The sequence below is a fragment of the Marinomonas dokdonensis genome (assembly GCF_052747885.1).
Genome location: NZ_JBRAND010000003.1, coordinates 208,985 through 225,048, shown reverse-complemented (window position 1 = coordinate 225,048; position 16,064 = coordinate 208,985). Strand labels below are relative to the sequence as shown.

At 45.3% G+C, this 16,064-nt stretch carries 13 protein-coding genes; 6 read left to right on the top strand and 7 right to left on the bottom strand.

The window, feature by feature from the left end; genetic code table 11:
* Positions 1 to 15: 15 nt before the first annotated feature.
* The 3 genes from ACUM5Y_RS08775 to pdxR all read right to left on the bottom strand — a co-directional run bounded on the left by ACUM5Y_RS08775 (position 16) and on the right by pdxR (position 4,969).
* Positions 16 to 2,118, bottom strand: coding sequence for a cbb3-type cytochrome c oxidase subunit I (locus ACUM5Y_RS08775; protein ID WP_445976497.1), 2,103 nt, complete (start codon positions 2,116 to 2,118; stop codon positions 16 to 18).
* Positions 2,105 to 2,956, bottom strand: coding sequence for a ubiquinol oxidase subunit II (cyoA, locus tag ACUM5Y_RS08770; protein WP_445976496.1), 852 nt, complete (start codon positions 2,954 to 2,956; stop codon positions 2,105 to 2,107). Before cyoA ends, ACUM5Y_RS08775 begins: the two co-directional genes overlap by 14 nt.
* Before the next feature lie 540 nt (positions 2,957 to 3,496).
* Positions 3,497 to 4,969 carry a MocR-like pyridoxine biosynthesis transcription factor PdxR gene (pdxR, locus tag ACUM5Y_RS08765; protein WP_445976495.1) on the bottom strand — a complete coding sequence of 491 codons (1,473 nt, stop codon included), beginning with the start codon at positions 4,967 to 4,969 and terminating at the stop codon, positions 3,497 to 3,499.
* A gap of 106 nt (positions 4,970 to 5,075) precedes the next feature.
* On the opposite strand from pdxR, the gene ACUM5Y_RS08760 reads away from it, so the two are divergent.
* The gene (locus ACUM5Y_RS08760) at positions 5,076 to 5,723 is read left to right on the top strand and encodes a pyridoxamine 5'-phosphate oxidase family protein (RefSeq protein WP_445976494.1); all 648 of its coding nucleotides are present in this window, start codon (positions 5,076 to 5,078) and stop codon (positions 5,721 to 5,723) included.
* Between the two features lie 67 nt (positions 5,724 to 5,790).
* On the opposite strand, the gene ACUM5Y_RS08755 is transcribed toward ACUM5Y_RS08760, so the two are convergent.
* Positions 5,791 to 6,006 carry a DUF2798 domain-containing protein gene (locus ACUM5Y_RS08755; protein WP_445976493.1) on the bottom strand — a complete coding sequence of 72 codons (216 nt, stop codon included), beginning with the start codon at positions 6,004 to 6,006 and terminating at the stop codon, positions 5,791 to 5,793.
* A gap of 125 nt (positions 6,007 to 6,131) precedes the next feature.
* Between ACUM5Y_RS08755 and ACUM5Y_RS08750 the strand changes: the two genes are divergently transcribed.
* Complete coding sequence (locus tag ACUM5Y_RS08750) at positions 6,132 to 6,941, top strand: TSUP family transporter (protein ID WP_445976492.1); 810 nt, start codon at positions 6,132 to 6,134, stop codon at positions 6,939 to 6,941.
* Positions 6,942 to 7,202: 261 nt separating this feature from the next.
* Here ACUM5Y_RS08750 and ACUM5Y_RS08745 read toward each other — a convergent pair whose 3' ends face one another.
* On the bottom strand, positions 7,203 to 10,049 hold the full coding sequence (locus ACUM5Y_RS08745) for an FAD-binding and (Fe-S)-binding domain-containing protein (RefSeq protein WP_445976491.1): 2,847 nt from the start codon (positions 10,047 to 10,049) through the stop codon (positions 7,203 to 7,205).
* Between the two features lie 286 nt (positions 10,050 to 10,335).
* Here ACUM5Y_RS08745 and ACUM5Y_RS08740 point away from each other — a divergent pair, with 286 nt between their 5' ends.
* Positions 10,336 to 11,103 (top strand): GntR family transcriptional regulator, encoded by a 768-nt coding sequence (locus tag ACUM5Y_RS08740; protein ID WP_445976490.1) that lies wholly within the window; start codon positions 10,336 to 10,338, stop codon positions 11,101 to 11,103.
* A gap of 11 nt (positions 11,104 to 11,114) precedes the next feature.
* Here ACUM5Y_RS08740 and ACUM5Y_RS08735 read toward each other — a convergent pair whose 3' ends face one another.
* Positions 11,115 to 12,398 (bottom strand): MATE family efflux transporter, encoded by a 1,284-nt coding sequence (locus ACUM5Y_RS08735; protein WP_445976879.1) that lies wholly within the window; start codon positions 12,396 to 12,398, stop codon positions 11,115 to 11,117.
* Positions 12,399 to 12,802: 404 nt separating this feature from the next.
* Between ACUM5Y_RS08735 and ACUM5Y_RS08730 the strand changes: the two genes are divergently transcribed.
* Genes ACUM5Y_RS08730 through ACUM5Y_RS08720 form a run of 3 tightly spaced genes read left to right on the top strand, consistent with a single transcriptional unit; the run spans position 12,803 to position 14,370 of the window.
* Positions 12,803 to 13,006: a hypothetical protein gene (locus tag ACUM5Y_RS08730; RefSeq protein WP_445976489.1), complete on the top strand. Its 204-nt coding sequence runs from the start codon at positions 12,803 to 12,805 to the stop codon at positions 13,004 to 13,006.
* Between the two features lie 2 nt (positions 13,007 to 13,008).
* On the top strand, positions 13,009 to 13,437 hold the full coding sequence (locus ACUM5Y_RS08725) for a group II truncated hemoglobin (RefSeq protein ID WP_445976488.1): 429 nt from the start codon (positions 13,009 to 13,011) through the stop codon (positions 13,435 to 13,437).
* A gap of 45 nt (positions 13,438 to 13,482) precedes the next feature.
* A complete protein-coding gene (locus ACUM5Y_RS08720; protein WP_445976487.1) occupies positions 13,483 to 14,370 on the top strand; it encodes a DMT family transporter in 888 nt (295 codons plus the stop codon).
* 5 nt (positions 14,371 to 14,375) lie between these two features.
* On the opposite strand, the gene norR is transcribed toward ACUM5Y_RS08720, so the two are convergent.
* Positions 14,376 to 15,956 carry a nitric oxide reductase transcriptional regulator NorR gene (norR, locus tag ACUM5Y_RS08715; RefSeq protein WP_445976486.1) on the bottom strand — a complete coding sequence of 527 codons (1,581 nt, stop codon included), beginning with the start codon at positions 15,954 to 15,956 and terminating at the stop codon, positions 14,376 to 14,378.
* Between the last annotated feature and the right edge of the window lie 108 nt (positions 15,957 to 16,064).

Sequence of the window (16,064 nt, the reverse complement as noted above, 5' to 3'; positions counted from 1 at the left end):
ACTACGGTTCATTGATTACTTAGCAACAACCGTGCTGTCATTTTGATCTGTTGGCTTCCACTTTTTGTAGTATTTAGCATTCTTCTCAAAGTAGTAGCTACGACCCGCATTACTCTTCAAGAATTCGCCTTCAATACCTTCAACTTCTGGAACTTCAACGTAGTAATCTTTATCACGTTCGAAGTTAAGTTTTACCCAGCAAGCGAAAATCGCCACTACTGATGCAATAACCATCCACCAAATGTGCCATACAAAACCGAATCCCATAGGCAGTGTTAACAAACCTAGTACTGGACCTGCCCAAGTATTCTTCGGCATGTGAATGCGGCTGTATTTCTCAGGACGCTTGTATGCGATACCTTCTTGCTTCATATCAAGCAATGGATCACGGTCTTTGATGTAAGGAACATCGCCGAAGTTGTAGAACTGCGGTGGAGATGTTGTGTACCACTCAAGAGTGTGGCCATCCCATGGATCACCGGTAACGTCTTTATATTGAGGATCGTTACGCTTGTATAGGCTCCATGCAATATTGAACACTTGAGTACCAATACCACCGGCAATCATAGCTACACCGATCAGAGCGATGTACATGCTCATTTGCCACTCTGGGTTATCAATGTACTGCAGACGACGAGTCATACCGTCGAAACCTGTGTAGTACAGTGGCAACCAAGCAAAGAAGTAACCGAAGAACCAAAGTGCTACAGACCATTTGCCTAGCGTTTCGTTCAGTTTCACACCGGTTGCTTTAGGGAACCAGTAAGTGAAGCCTGCGAAGTAACCGTATACCGCACCACCAATGATTACGTTATGGAAGTGAGCCGGAACGAACATACTGTTATGTAGAACAAAGTCGTTTGCTGGGATAGAAAGCATTACCCCTGTCATACCACCCACCGTAAAGGTGATCAGCATGGCAATTACCCACCACATAGAAGCGGTAAGCTCTACACGACCTTTATACATAGTAAAGATCCAGTTGTAGAGTTTCACACCTGTCGGTATACCGATGATCATTGTCATGATACCGAAGAAGGCGTTAACACTTGCGCCTGAACCCATCGTAAAGAAGTGATGCAACCATACTAGGAAAGACAAAATCATGATGGCAATGGTCGCCCAAATAAGGGAAACGTAACCAAATAGACGTTTTCTTGAGAAGGTCGCCGTTACTTCGGAAATCATACCGAAAGCTGGCAATACCAAGAAGTACACTTCAGGGTGACCCCAAGCCCAGATCAAGTTCACCCACATCATCTGGTTGCCACCATTATGATTGGTAAAGAAGTTGAAATCTAAGTAACGGTCTAATGTTAACTGAGCAATAGCAACCGTTAGGATTGGGAAGATCACAAGTGCGATAACGTTGGCACAGAAAGTTGTCCATGTGAACACAGGCATTTTCATCATTGTCATGCCAGGTGCGCGCATTTTCAAAATTGTCGCAACAAAGTTAACCGCCGTTAGCGTCGTACCGATACCGGAGATCTGTAATGCCCAGATCCAATAATCGACCCCGACCCCGGGACTGTATTCAATGCCCGATAGAGGCGTGTAAGCCAACCAACCAACAGCCGCAAATTCACCGACGAACAAAGAGATGTTTACTAGCAAAGCACCCACTAGGAACAAGTAGAAGCTTAACGAGTTCAAGAATGGGTAAGCTACGTCGCGAGCACCAATCTGCAACGGCATGATGACGTTCATGATGCCTATCATCAGTGGTGTTGCTACGAAGAAGATCATGATGACACCGTGGGCGGTGAAGATCTGGTCGTAATGCTCAGGAGGTAGATAGCCTTCCCCGAATGTATCTGAGGTCGACAAAGCTTGGTGGGTACGCATCAAAATGGCGTCAGAGAAGCCCCGTACCAACATCACCAAGGCGACGATACAGTACATGATACCGATTTTCTTATGGTCTACAGAGGTAAACCACTCTTCCCATAGGTAGCCCCACAACTTCTTGTAGGTTACGAACGCCACCAATAGTAAGCCGCCAAGAATCGCAGCAAACATAACCGGGGCAACAACAGGGTCATGGAAGGGGATGACACCCCAGTGCAACTTACCAGTCAGCACATGGGGATCTTTGATTAGATCAGTTTGAACCATTTTGGGCTCCAATGAAAGACTCAATAATATTCTTAAACTGCAGAGGATTTATGGATGAGAAATACTCCACTTCATGATCACGTGTCTTTTCAATTAAGCGATCATATTCAGCATCAGTTAGTACTTTGCCAGACGCTTTAACGCCTTCAACCCACTTATCGAAGTCTTCGTCAGACGTTACCTTGGCCTGAAAACGCATGCCAGCAAAACCAAAACCACTGTAGTTTGCTGATATACCACGGTACTCACCGATCTCGTTACCCATTAGGTTCATACGGTTTTCCATGCCTGCCATTGCGTAGATCTGGCCGCCTAGTTTTGGTATGAAGAATGAGTTCATTGTAGATTGAGAGGTGACCAAGAATTCAACAGGTCTATCAACAGGGAAGGCGACTTCGTTAACGGTCGCAATTTTTTCTTCAGGGAATAAGAAAAGCCATTTCCAATCCATCGCAACCACTTGAATAGTCAGTGGTTTTTTGTCGGACACAAGCTCTTTTCTAGGGTCAAGAGAGTAAGAGGTAAAGTAGGTAATAGTGGCAAGAACCACGATGATAACTACTGGCACACCCCAAGCAAAAAATTCTATTTTGCTAGAATGTTCCCACTCTGGATCATAAGACTCATCGGACTTACTTGCATGGTATTTATAGGGAATCCAAATAGACATTAAAATAGTTGGTATAACTACAATAAGCATTAATCCCATAGTAAGTAGAATAGTGTCACCAATTTGTTTACCTGTGACACCACTAGAATCGAACAAGGCTAAATCACAACCGCTGAGCAGCAGGGCAAGTGAAAGTAGCATGGTTGACTGGAACAGTTTTTTCTTCATCTGTAACCTCAGAATGTCCTAGAGCAAGTGTTGCAAGTGGACTAGGCGCTTAATGTAAACTCATAGAATTCATAAACATTAAACCAAAGTTATGAAAACTAAGTTAAATGCTTAATAAAGTTAGATCATGAGCATCTTATAGATATCACCTAATACCCACATGTTGAATGTGCCATTAGGTTAAGCCAGACAATTATATTTTTGCACTAGGGCTTTTACAATAGTCAAGGCGCATAAATCCCCCCCAGCGGCTTGTTTACACAATTCACTCGTTGAATAGTACGCTCGGCTTAATAATTTAGATCATTATTTTTCGGGTGAATGGTACACTAGGTACCCCTAAAAAACTATCGAAAGGCCGACAGATTGCCCGCCAATTGTGCTTGGAACCGCTACTTTTTTGATATAAGTCATTTAATTAGACGCGTTTACAATTGCCCAAAAAGCACTTGTTACCTTGCTGTTTGAGATCAAGTTATCGAAGGTAAAGAGTCTTCCAAATAGGGATGAAACGGTCATTTTTTCACCACAAACAAACCCTTATAGATTCTCTTTTAGCCAATCATGCATCCGCTGGATACATTGCCTCATGAGCGTCTCATCGATACCACTGAAACCCAATATGAAGCCTTGGCGTATAGTACCTTGCTCACTATAGTGGGTTGATAAACACGACAATTTCAGGCCAGTTTTGCGCAGCGCCTTCGCCATAAATTGGTCTAAAGGCTCACTCATTTTCGTACCGTAAACCTGCTTAAACTCCACCAATACATGCATACCCGAACGAGGCTTTCGCCATTCAAACCACTCGCTTAGATGGGTTTCTATTAAGGCCAACAACCTTTCTCGTTTAAAACGATAATGTCGACGCATGCGGTTTATGTGACGATCAAAGTTCCCTTGCTGCATAAAATCGGCTACCGCCGGTTGAATCGGCAAGGATGCTGATGAGCCCAAGGTATGCTGACTTTTCTGTAATCGGTCTATTTGCGAAATTGGGGCAACAATGAAGCCCAACCTTAAACCTCGAAACAGCACTTTAGAAAAACTGCCTACAAAGAACACCCGCTCCTTAGCCGTGTTATCAAGTTGCGCCAGTTGCATAAAGGGCACTTCGTTACGCCCCTGATAGACAAATTCATTGTCATAATCGTCTTCGACTAACCACCAGCTAGCCTCTGCTTGCTGTAACTTTTCTAGCCACGCAATACGTCGCTGAGGACTCATGCTAATACCCAAGGGGTATTGATTGTTAGGGGTAATTACCCCGACATTAAACGCCCCCTGCTGACTTGGTAGGGTCAATCCGTGATCATCAATTGCCAAGAAGTTACTTGGGCGATCAAATTGCTCAAACACCTTACGAATAGGTGGATACGTGGGAGACTCCAACCACCATGACGCTTGAGTACCATAGGATTGAGACAGATCGCGAAAAAGGTGCTGCAATAAAATCAAAGAGTCACGGTTGCCAGCGGTGATGACTATCTGCTCTGGTACACACTCTAAGCCCCGAACGCGATACAAATAATCCACCAAGGCTGCTTTCAGTGGTGGATAGCCTGTTGTATAGCCACCTTGGAGTACAGCAAGATCCGGCTTCAACCAGCTACGGCGCATACTCGCCGCCCATTCCTTATTCGGAAACACCGAAACATCCACTCCCGCATCAAAAGACAACATGGGTTGATGAGGCTCAGCTTTGACTGGCGAAGTTCGAGGATTATTAGAAGGTGCATTGCGGGGGCTCGATATTGGTAAAGAAGACACAAACACTCCACGTTTGGGCTCGCTGATCAATAGCCCTTCACTGATCAGCTGATCATAAACACGAGTAGTGGTACTGCGGGAGACCCCTAACGATTCTGCCAACAAACGACTCGAAGGCAATTTATCCCCCTCCAACAACCGGCCTGTCGTAACGCCTTGCTGTATTTGGCTAACCAATTGCTGATAGTAGGGTGGACCTTGTTCATCAAGGGAGAAGGCTAAACTGTTGGTCGCGCGCTGCATATCTGGCCTGCTATTTAATGTGATATCTGGCTATTTTTTAGAAATCCAGAAACGATTAGTCTCTTTTATATCCCCAGCCGATGACAAAGACAAGGAGACCCCATTCATGAGCGACTCACTGGAAACACCGCTTAGCAAGGTAAAAAGAGGCCCTAATCGGGCGCAATACGACAAAGCCACGGCTTTCGAGATTATGGATGCCTCACTCATGTGCCACATAGGGCAAACAAAAAATGGGCAGGTCTTCGTCACCCCAACCTGCCATTGGCGCGATGGCGACTACTTTTACTGGCACGCACACTCTAAAGCACGCAACGTAAAAGGCCCCATTGATGAACCTGAAAAAGTCTGCATTAACATTAGCCTGTTAGACGGCTTGGTGATGGCGCGTTCTGCCATGCACCACTCGGTTAACTATCGTTCCGTGACACTGTTTGGCGTGCCAGAGCTAATAGAAGATAAAACAGAAAAAGTGCGCCAATTTAAAATTTTCTTAGATAAAGTCAGCCCCGGCCGTTGGGAATATCTAAGACCGATCAGCGACAGCGAAATTAAAGCCACAGGCTTGGTACGTATTAAGATTGACGAAGCCTCAATTAAATTACGTGCCGAGCCACCGGTTGACGACCCTGCCGACAACGACTGGCCAGTATGGGCTGGGGTGATACCCTTGAATAGATCCTGGGGAGAGGGTGAAACAGACCCGATTCAAAGCCAAACCTACCCTAAGGCTAATAGCCCAGAAGCGTTTTAAGTCAATTGAATACACAAAAGGGGAAATAGGTAGGTGCAATAGTGCCTACCTTAAAAATATGAGCCGCTTAAAACTTGCTTACTAAATAGTGGGCAAGTTTCTGCACGGAAGGGCCAAATAAGAAAGCAATTAACGCCGCAGCCGGCCATGCCAAGCACCAAGCGGCCATCCAAGAATGAAAAAAGTCCGCCGTAAAGCCAATATTAATAAAGGTGATCCAGCCCGACATCAAAAAAGACAGCACACAAGACATTAACACCGCAAAATACAAACGAAACTTCATTTAAACTTCCTCAGCTAGCTTAAGCACAGCATAATAGCAAACTCATTGCCCTGCGACTCATTGCGAGAGCCACTTGCGCAATATAACCTTGATCCAATACCACTCTTCATTATTAAAGGACAAATATGGAACATTTACTTTGGTGGCAATATGGCTTAATCGGTCTTATTTTTATTTGGAGTGGTTTTGTCCGCAGTGGTTTAGGCTTCGGTGGCGCGGTATTGGCACTGCCATTCTTACTTTTGGTAGAAAATAACCCACTAATTTTCCTACCCATTATTTCCATCCACCTATTAGTATTTTCCAGCTGGATCGCTTGGAGCGGCGCCAAAGACGCAAAAGCCAAAGCAGCACAACAAGCGTTAACAGAAGACCAAGGCGCGCCAGCACCCACGAGCAACATTGACTGGCAATACCTTAAAAAAGCCCTGCGCATCATGATCATCCCTAAACTGATCGGCGTATTCGGCCTATTAACCTTGCCTCATGATATTGTCACAGGGGTCATCTTTATTATCGTCTCGGTATTTGCTGTGTCGTATATCATCAACAAACCTTTTTATAGCAACAACAAGATCCTCGACACCGTTTTTCTAATGTTAGGAGGCTATGTTAGCGGCACCTCATTAATTGGCGCCCCCTTAATTGTTTCCGTATTTGCCACCAAGGTTTCTCGTTATCAGCTTAGAGATACCTTGTTCGTACTCTGGTTTATCCTAGTACTCATTAAAATGTCGTCCTTTTTAATTGCTGGCGTCGACCTACAACTGATCCACCAACTTTGGCTATTACCTTGCGCGCTGATTGGTCATGTCTTTGGGCAGAAGTTCTACAACCGCCTCCAGCAAACAGAAAGCTCAGTCTTCTTCCGCTACATAGGCATCGCCTTGCTGATCGTCTGTGCTTTTGGCTTGTACTCCACCATCAAGCATTGAACCATCATTAGGTTAGGTTGAAGGATATAACAAGAATCAACTCAACTAGCGAAACAAAGACTCGCTTCGAATGGACGTTCTCGCTTTAGCGCCGAAATGAGAAGTGAGTCTTTGTAGAGCGCCTACGAATGAGTAAGACGCTCCTACGACAAGATTACACTCAACTAGCGAAGCAAGGCTCGCTTCGAATGGATGTTCTCGCTTTAGCGCCGAAATGAGAAGCGAGTCTTTGTAGAGCGATTTATAAAATACACAAACAACTTAGTGAGTAAGCTGATCCACTAGATAGACAATGGACTGGTACTCAATACCACTGTGCTGGCTTAAACCAATCTCACAGGTTCGGCTGTTAGAATACCCCGCCTCACAACCATCGACCGCTTTCGCTAAAGACTTCAACGCACTGGCATTCAATTCCGGAGTAGAGAAGCCCTTATCACCAGCAAAGCCACAGCAAGTAATGTCCGCAGGTAACACCACCTCGTCCGCTAACTGCTCAGCAAGAGAGACAAAATCATCCGCTAAGCCCATGCGAGTCGTACTACAAGTCACATGAACCGCGATTTTCGAACGTTTTTGGCTAACTTTTAGCTTCGGCATCAAGAATTCACTCACGAACGACACTTGCTCGTATAACTCTAAACATGGGTCCAGGGTTTCTTTCATGCGTAACAAACACGGGCTGGTATCACAGACTATGGGATAGCGACCATTCTCACTGGCTTCAAGCAAACGGGCATTCAGTTCATTGGCTTTTTGTCCTGCCACAGAAAATTGCCCCTTGCTTTGGAACGCTAAACCACAACAACTGCCTTCTACATCGCTAGGCATGACAACCTTATAGCCGGACTTTTCAAGCAGGCTTAGCATCACTTCCATAACTGAACGCTTGTCCGTGGCATCTGGAGAACTGCCCATGACCCGTGTGGCACAACTTGGCAAATACACCACCGTTGGCTGATGCACACCAAGGTCTTTCAGCTTAGACACTTTAGAGTGGATAGCCTTCATGGAAGGAGAGGAAGACGGCATTTCTGGATGCCAGACAGGAACCGCTCCACCAGATGTTTTATGCGCCACCTTGGTAATTAACTGCATGCCGCTATTGCCAATAACCCCTTTCACACCTTGGCCCGTCGCCAAACCAATTCGAGCCCCAGAAGTCACACTATCAAAATGATCGCCTAACCAATGCCCAACTCGGCTATCGGGGTGTCGGTCATGGCGTAATTCTCGCGTTAAATCGCCAGTGTTTATGCCTACAGGACACTGCATAGAACAAAGACCACAACCAGCACAGGTATCAATCCCTTGATGATCATAATCGGCTTTCAATTTTGCTAAGCGTTCAGGTTGCTCTCCTGATGCTTGCAAACGCTGGATTTCACGCCATAACACAATGCGCTGTCGCGGGGTGAGGGTAAGAGACTTTGAAGGGCAGGAAGATTCACAAAAGCCGCACTCTATACAGGTGTCTACTTTGTCATTCGCTTTAGGAAGCGGCTTAAGATTCTCCACATGCAAATTGGCATTGTGAGTCAAAATCACATCAGGGTTCAACAAGCCTTCAGGGTCAAAAGCGCGTTTAATTTCCCACATTAACTCGTAGGCTTCTTGGCCCCATTCTAACGCCACGTAAGGGGCCATATTACGGCCAGTGCCATGCTCAGCTTTTAATGAACCTTGGTACTTCACAGCAACCAACTGTGCCACTTCATCCATCAGCTTTTCGTATCGAGATACCTCGGCTGGGTCATCAAAGCCTTGGGTGAAAACGAAATGCAAATTACCTTCTAGGGCATGGCCAAATAAGATGGCCTCATCATAACCATGCTTTTGGAAAACCCCTTGCAGCTCCAATACCCCTTCCGCCAGTTGCTCTACAGGGAAAGCCACATCTTCAATAATGACCGTAGTACCAACCGGTCGCACGGCGCCTACGGCGGGGAATAGACCTTTGCGTATCTTCCAATAGGAGTCGTAAACCGCTTTGTCTTGGGTGAATTCAATCTCGGTGAGGGTCGCAAGCCCATCCAAAGCCTTAGACACTTGCTGTAAATTCTCTTCAAGTTCCGCGCTATCACTGGCACGCACATCCACCAGCAAACCCGCTGCTTGCGCCCCTAGGCTCGACAAAACGTCTGGCATACCTGGCTTACTTTCCACCGCACGTAAGCCTGCTCTGTCAATTAACTCAACAGCGGAAACAGGAGCACTCTTCAATGCTGTTACGGCACGACAAGTGGCTTCCATATCCTCGAAGAAGATCATAGCTGCCGCTTTAATCGGGTGGTCGATGACTGTCTGGTAAGTGACTTCACTTAAAAAGCCCAGCGTTCCTTCTGAGCCGATCATCAGATGCAATAGCACATCGAAGGGGTCTTTATAGTCAACTAAGCTATTCAGACTGTACCCTGTAGTGTTCTTTAATCGATATTTGTGTCTTATTTTTTGAGAGAGCTCAGGGTTATCTTGGGTTTTTTCTGCCAAGACTTTCAGTATTTCTAGTAAGCCTTTATGGCTTTTCGCAAAGGCTGCTCGACTGGCTTCGTCGGCGGTATCCAGCACGGTACCATCTACCATGATGATGCGCGCACTTTGAACCGTGTTATAGCTGTTCTGTGCGGTACCACAGCACATCCCGCTGGCATTATTCGCCGCAATACCACCGATCATACAAGCGTTAATGGAAGCAGGATCTGGACCTATCTTTCTTTGATAGCCCGCCAATAATTGGTTCGCTCTAGCGCCAATGATGCCAGGCTGCAAGGAGATGATTCGACCCTGTTGCTTGATACGATGCGCTTTCCAGTTATCGGACAACTGAATCAAAATAGAGTCAGTGACTGCTTGACCAGAAAGGCTAGTGCCCGCGGCACGAAAGGTCACCGGCACCCCATGCTGTCGAGCTTCATGAAGGACTAAACGAACTTCTTCTTCATTATCAACACGTACCACAAGTTGAGGAATCAAGCGGTAAAAACTGGCATCTGTACCATAGGCAAGCGTTCTTAAAGGGTCTCTTATTAGGCGATTTTCATCAATTTTAACGCTAAGAGCTCGATGGATGTCGTCGTATTGAGCACCAAGGGCAGTAGAAGAAGTCATATAAAGTCCTGCTGTAAGCCTTTCATCAAGGGCTTTGATAAGGCTTATCTTGTTATTTTTGCTGGAATAAAACTTTTTGCTAGACAAGCTTAAGACACTGACACTATATTGGTAATACCAATTTACCTAGCAAACATACACGCACAATAAGAAGCTATCATTTTTTTGTCAACTAATACTTTAGTGGTTATTTCGACGATTTTAGCGACTTTTCAATTGGTTTTACCAATTATAAACTTATCAACAGGCAGATTTAGCCACGCTATTGATACCAAGGGTTCGTGACATGGCACATTCTTATCAACGCATTAAACAGCCAAAAATCTCTGACATCATAGTACAAGAACTGGAAAATATGATTTTAGAAGGCAGCTTCACAGCAGGGCAGAAATTGCCACCGGAACGCGAGTTAGCAGCTCGCTTTGAAGTATCTCGCCCCTCCCTAAGAGAAGCCATTCAGAAGCTCGTTGCTCGCGGTGTATTGATCAGTCGTCATGGTGGTGGAACCTATGTGTGTGAGCAGCTTGGTCAGTCGTTTATGGACCCACTACAAGACTTACTTTGTGCCCATGACGAGTTTCTTTACGATCAACTCGAGTTCCGCGATGCTCTAGAAAGTCTTGCCGCCTACTATGCTGCCTTGCGCAGCACGGACGCAGATAAAGCGAAATTAACAGAGTGTTTTGAGCAGCTATTGGCCGCAAACAAAGCCCAAGACTTTAAGTTAGAAGCAAAACTGGACGCTGAGTTTCACATGGTGGTTGCCGCCGCGGCCCATAATGTGGTCCTGCAACATACCTTACGGGGGCTGCATGCCGTGTTGGCTCAGAGCATCACAGTTAACCTGAAAAACTTATTTGAGAAGAAAGCCGCACGACACAAAGTGATGGAGCAACATGAAAGGCTTTATCATGCCATTATGAATGGGCAAGCTGATGAAGCGAGAGATGCCAGCCATGATCACCTAGTGTTCGTAGAAGAGAACCTACTCAAAATGCGCCAAGAAGAGACTCGAATTGAGCGCTCCTTACGTCGCCATGCTTCTCATGAATAGAGGGTTGCGCTCTATTCAAACCATACTTTCGTTCGCATATTTCTTTGATAACACCAGTAAAGGGTAATACCACGAGCAATGAATAGCATAGCTTGGCTAAGCCATAAACCATGGTTTCCCATGCCTTGGCTCATGAACCAGACAGGAAAGAAAACGCCCAGTACACAGATAATCATGGTGTTCTGCATGGTTTTCACGCTGGTAGTGCCAATAAACACCCCATCAAGCATATAAGACCAGATTCCTAATAAGGGAAACGCAATCAGCCAAGGTAAATAATGCTTCGCTTCAAGTTGAACACTCTCCACATTGGTCAACAAATGAATAATTTGCTCACCAAACAACCAGAAAATCACCACAAGAATAACCGCCGCCAGCAGCGCCCAATAAGTCGATAAGCGAATCACTTGTCTAAAGCTGCGTTTGTCTTTACGACCGTAGGCCTCACCACACAAGGCTTCCACTGAGAACGCAAAACCATCAAGGGCATTGGAGATAATCATTAGGAAGGTCAATAAAACGGCATTAGCCGCCAAGATAGCATCCCCTTGACGAGCGCCTTGGGCGGTAAAAAATAGCATCACCAGCAACAATAAGATGGTGCGTACAAATAGGTAACGGTTCACCTGAATTAAAGCAACATATTCTCGCCACTTAAACAGCGCTGCCATGGGTAAATGGCCTGAAAAGCCACGTAACTTATGCCAAGCCAAGACACCTGCCACCATGACACCTAGATAGTGTGCAAAGACTGTTGCCCAAGCGACGCCATCACTGGCCATACCAAGTCCATAAACAGCGGCATAGTCCAATACCATGTTGGCCAAGTTGATGATCAATAGCATCCATAGCGGGCCTTTCGAATACTGTACCCCAAAGAACCATCCCATTAGGGCATAGCCTGCTAACACCGCGGGAGCACTAAAAATACGCGCTTCACAATAAAGACGCGCCCAAGGCTCAACCTCGGCACTCGGTGCCATGAGCATTATGGCCAAATCTATGATGGGTGCTCTGAATAAGATCAGTAGCAGACCAATCAATACGCCGAGTAGTACAGATTGCAGCAACAGCTCGCGCACTCTACGTTGGTTACCTTGACCTAGAGCTTGTGCCGTCAGGCCAGTTGAGCCCATGCGCAAAAAACCAAACGCCCAGAATAAAAAACTGAAAATACTCGCGCCAATGGCAACCGCGGCTAAATGAATCGCCGTACCTAAATGGCCCACCACTGCAGTGTCAACCAAGCCTAAAAGGGGCGTGGTGATATTAGAAAGCATAGGCGGCCAGGCCATTTTCCAAATTTTATTGTGGACGCTCTTATCCCGTTGGAAAGATCGCTTAAGTGTTTGAAATACTGTTTGCAAAAATAGCACCTTAATAGGCTGTTTATAGCGTTTTCTGTGGATAACTTGTTCGCAAGCCGTTTTGCTTCCATGATTACGAAGTGTGGACAATCTCTACAGTTATACACAAATATAGTGTTTTTTGGGAGGAAAACTCCCCATTATAACGTTTTTGTCGGTAATATTTTTCGTTCGACTGCGTCTTTTTTGTTATCCACAGAATGGGGGAGTTTTTTGTCCAGCCAGCCTCTTCAAAATCAAACTTGGATAACTTAGGCTTTTTTCCACAATGTGGCGCACATCGACAGGGAACTTTGCTAGAATCCACCTTATTTTATTTGCGGAGAAGTCCCATGAACAAGAAGTTAAAACCTTTTATTGAAGGCTTAGCGGTCGGGTGTGTATTTATCAGTATTACCATGCTGTTCCAAATTCCTCTTTACATGAGTTTTATTATTGGCGCTTTAGCGGCATTAGGCGGCTACCGTAACTCGATTAAAATGGATCAAGAGAAAGCAACGAAAAGGAACGGTCCTAAAGATCAAAACGGGGAGTAATCATGATGAGTGTTAAGCCGCCACAGTTCGGAGAAGGGGATGGTACGCTACAAGCTGTGGGTGGCCTTGAGGGTTTACGCACGCTGGTCGAAACCTTCTACAGAAGAATGGAAAACACTCCAGACTATCGCCCATTATTTGATATGCATCCCAGCAATATTGCCCTCAGTATCGATAAACTCGTGGCCTTTTTATCTGGCTGGATGGGAGGAGAGCGTTTGTATGCCAAACAATATGGAAAAATTCACCTTCCCCAAGCCCATGCTCACCTTAGCGTCACGGAAAAAGAAAAAGCCATGTGGCTCAACTGCATGAGGGATGCCCTAGATGAACTCGGCTACCCAGCGGACTTAAAAGACTATTTATTAACTCAGCTGCACTTTCCTGCAGAACGTATCCGTCAAGTCAGTGCCGCAAAGCGCAACCTTTAATCACCCTCATCCACAAAAGATGGTCACTTCTGAAAGGACTCCGAAATGGGTTTAAAAAGCGCGTATTACCTTGTTTCTTTAGCCGCTATTTGGGGAGCCTCATTTCTCTTTATGCGCATTGGGGCACCTTCATTAGGTGGCGCATGGCTTATTGAAGGCCGTGTAGGTTTTGGTGCCGTCTTTCTTTTCTTAGTCATGGTGCTCTTAAAAAAACGCACTCATTTTAGAGAAAACGGAAAACATTACGCCATTATTGGCCTATTAAGCGCTGCACTGCCGTTTCTTTGTTATGGCTATGCCGCCCAGTATTTATCCGCTTCATTAATGTCTGTAGTGAATGCTTTAACGCCGATTTTTGGTACGGCGATCAGTGCTCTTTATTTTCGCAAAGCGCTGGAGGCAAACAAAGTATTTGGCTTGTTACTTGGATTAATTGGTGTTGCAGTCATTGTCGGATTCGATCCAGAAATCGTCAAAGAGAACAATCTCTTAGCTGTATTTGTGGTGATGTGCGCTCCAATTTGCTACGGCATTGTCAGTGTTTACACGCAAAAAGCGAAAAAAGTAGACCCTATTACCAACTCTTATGGCTCCATGTTGATGGCAACCTTGTTCATTGCGCCATTGTTAATCTTTATTCCACCGAATTCGGCGGAAGACATTAATTGGATTGTGATCGCTTCGGTTATCGCTCTAGGCGTTATTTGTACTGGCGTCGCCTTTTTGATTTTCTACAAACTGGTGGACGATATCGGCATGCCGTCCACATTAACTGTGACTTTCTTGATCCCTATTTTTGGTGTCTTCTGGGGCGTCATTTTCTTAGATGAAACTGTCGGCTGGCATACGCTTATCGGCACTATTTTAGTCATAATAGGCACTATGAAGGTCACAGGATTCACCTTGAAAACCGTTGTTAAGCCAACAGGTTAAGTCTTTTAGGACTTAACCTGTCTCACCACTTTAATACCGAGTCGCTTAGCTAAGCGCGCTAGATTAGCTCTGTCCATAGACAGAAACTTAGCCGCCTCTGTCCAATTACCATTAGTATTGTCCAATGTGTTACGAATTAGGTTTCGTTGATAAGCCTCTGTTTCTAAACGAAAATTAATGGGTTCTTTGGCTATGCTGTGACGTTCAGCCATTACTGTGTTTTGCATCCCTTCTTTTTCACCTCTATCTATCTGTAACCCTTTTAGATGATTTTTAGAGATAACAGTAATCCCAGATGGGATATCTGCCTTGGCAAATAAAGCCGCACGAGAGATAACATGTTCCAGTTCGCGTACATTTCCAGGCCAATGATACGTTTCTAATAACCCTATGGCAGAGCTGGATAAAGTAAGTTGTTGTAAGCCTAATTTACGGCGGAATCGTTCAGCGAAGAAACCGGCTAATAGAGGAATGTCTCCTTGTCGATGCCGCAAGGCCGGAACCTGAATAGGAAACACACTGAGGCGATGGAAAAGGTCAGCACGAAAACGTTGTTCTGACACTTCGGTTTCTAAATGACGGTTGGTGGCGGCGATAATTCTCACGTCGATTTTACGAACTTGATCTTTACCAACCGCTTGGATCTCTTGGTTTTGAATGGCTCTTAGTAAGGTGCCCTGTACCTCTAATGGTAACTCACCGATTTCATCGAGGAACAAGGTACCTCCATCTGCAAGCAAGAACTTACCTTGGCGATCACGGTCTGCACCGGTAAACGCTCCTTTCACATGCCCAAATAGTTCACTTTCAATTAAATGATGAGGAATGGCCGCGCAATTCACATACACCATAGGAGAGGCAGATCGTAGGGATGTTTGATGAAGCATACGGGCGACAAGCTCCTTACCAACGCCTGTTTCCCCTTCAATCAAGATCGCAAAGTCAGAAGGTGCCACCAGCTTAATGGCTTGCTCTAGCGCTTTCATCAGATCACTCTGACCGATCATCTCACTGCCATCTTTCACTTGGCCTTGTTCATTGATGGCTTGCAATTCCTGTTGAGCTTGCCATGTTTTATCTTCCAATTGCTCCATCAACATAGCTGTATTCAAGGTCATAGCGGACATGGCGCCAATGATCTCCAACGCTCTTGCATTAATGTCATCAAATACACCAGGAGTAATACTGTCTAGGGTCACCACACCGATCAATTTGCCTTCTAAATACAAAGGTACCCCCATACAAGAATGCACCCGTAGATGATCGTCATGGCCAATGACCATGCCATCGTATGGATCTGGTAATGTAGAATCAGCAGGAAAACGGACAGGGTAATTGCTCTCGCAAATCACTTTCAGTCTAGGATGCTCTTCAATGCTAAAGCGTCTTCCCATCAGATCATCAGATAAGCCCCGCTGAGCAATCGGTGTCAGCACGTCATTATGGTTTACAAGTAATACAACCGCATCGCAATCAATGATAGAGCGTATTGCATACACCAATTCTTCAAAACGACTGGAATGAGCAACAGAGCCCGCAAGATCAAGTGCAAAGCTAAGTAGGGCGTTACTTGAAACCTTATTCATAAAAGAAATCCATTATGGCAATCAAATTTAAGTCTTATTGACTCAAAGGTATCATAAATATTTTATTTAGATAGGTCACATTGACTCTATAAATAAATCAAAAACCAT

Excerpts from the sequence above, each read along its gene's own strand:
- ACUM5Y_RS08720 (WP_445976487.1), top strand. The coding sequence starts at position 13,483 with ATGGGTTTAAAAAGCGCGTATTACCTTGTTTCTTTAGCCGCTATTTGG.
- pdxR (WP_445976495.1), bottom strand. The coding sequence starts at position 4,969 with ATGCAGCGCGCGACCAACAGTTTAGCCTTCTCCCTTGATGAACAAGGT.
- ACUM5Y_RS08750 (WP_445976492.1), top strand. The coding sequence starts at position 6,132 with ATGGAACATTTACTTTGGTGGCAATATGGCTTAATCGGTCTTATTTTT.
- ACUM5Y_RS08775 (WP_445976497.1), bottom strand. The coding sequence starts at position 2,118 with ATGGTTCAAACTGATCTAATCAAAGATCCCCATGTGCTGACTGGTAAG.
- ACUM5Y_RS08755 (WP_445976493.1), bottom strand. The coding sequence starts at position 6,006 with ATGAAGTTTCGTTTGTATTTTGCGGTGTTAATGTCTTGTGTGCTGTCT.
- ACUM5Y_RS08735 (WP_445976879.1), bottom strand. The coding sequence starts at position 12,398 with ATGGCCTGGCCGCCTATGCTTTCTAATATCACCACGCCCCTTTTAGGC.
- ACUM5Y_RS08725 (WP_445976488.1), top strand. The coding sequence starts at position 13,009 with ATGATGAGTGTTAAGCCGCCACAGTTCGGAGAAGGGGATGGTACGCTA.
- cyoA (WP_445976496.1), bottom strand. The coding sequence starts at position 2,956 with ATGAAGAAAAAACTGTTCCAGTCAACCATGCTACTTTCACTTGCCCTG.
- ACUM5Y_RS08760 (WP_445976494.1), top strand. The coding sequence starts at position 5,076 with ATGAGCGACTCACTGGAAACACCGCTTAGCAAGGTAAAAAGAGGCCCT.
- norR (WP_445976486.1), bottom strand. The coding sequence starts at position 15,956 with ATGAATAAGGTTTCAAGTAACGCCCTACTTAGCTTTGCACTTGATCTT.
- ACUM5Y_RS08745 (WP_445976491.1), bottom strand. The coding sequence starts at position 10,049 with ATGACTTCTTCTACTGCCCTTGGTGCTCAATACGACGACATCCATCGA.
- ACUM5Y_RS08730 (WP_445976489.1), top strand. The coding sequence starts at position 12,803 with ATGAACAAGAAGTTAAAACCTTTTATTGAAGGCTTAGCGGTCGGGTGT.
- ACUM5Y_RS08740 (WP_445976490.1), top strand. The coding sequence starts at position 10,336 with ATGGCACATTCTTATCAACGCATTAAACAGCCAAAAATCTCTGACATC.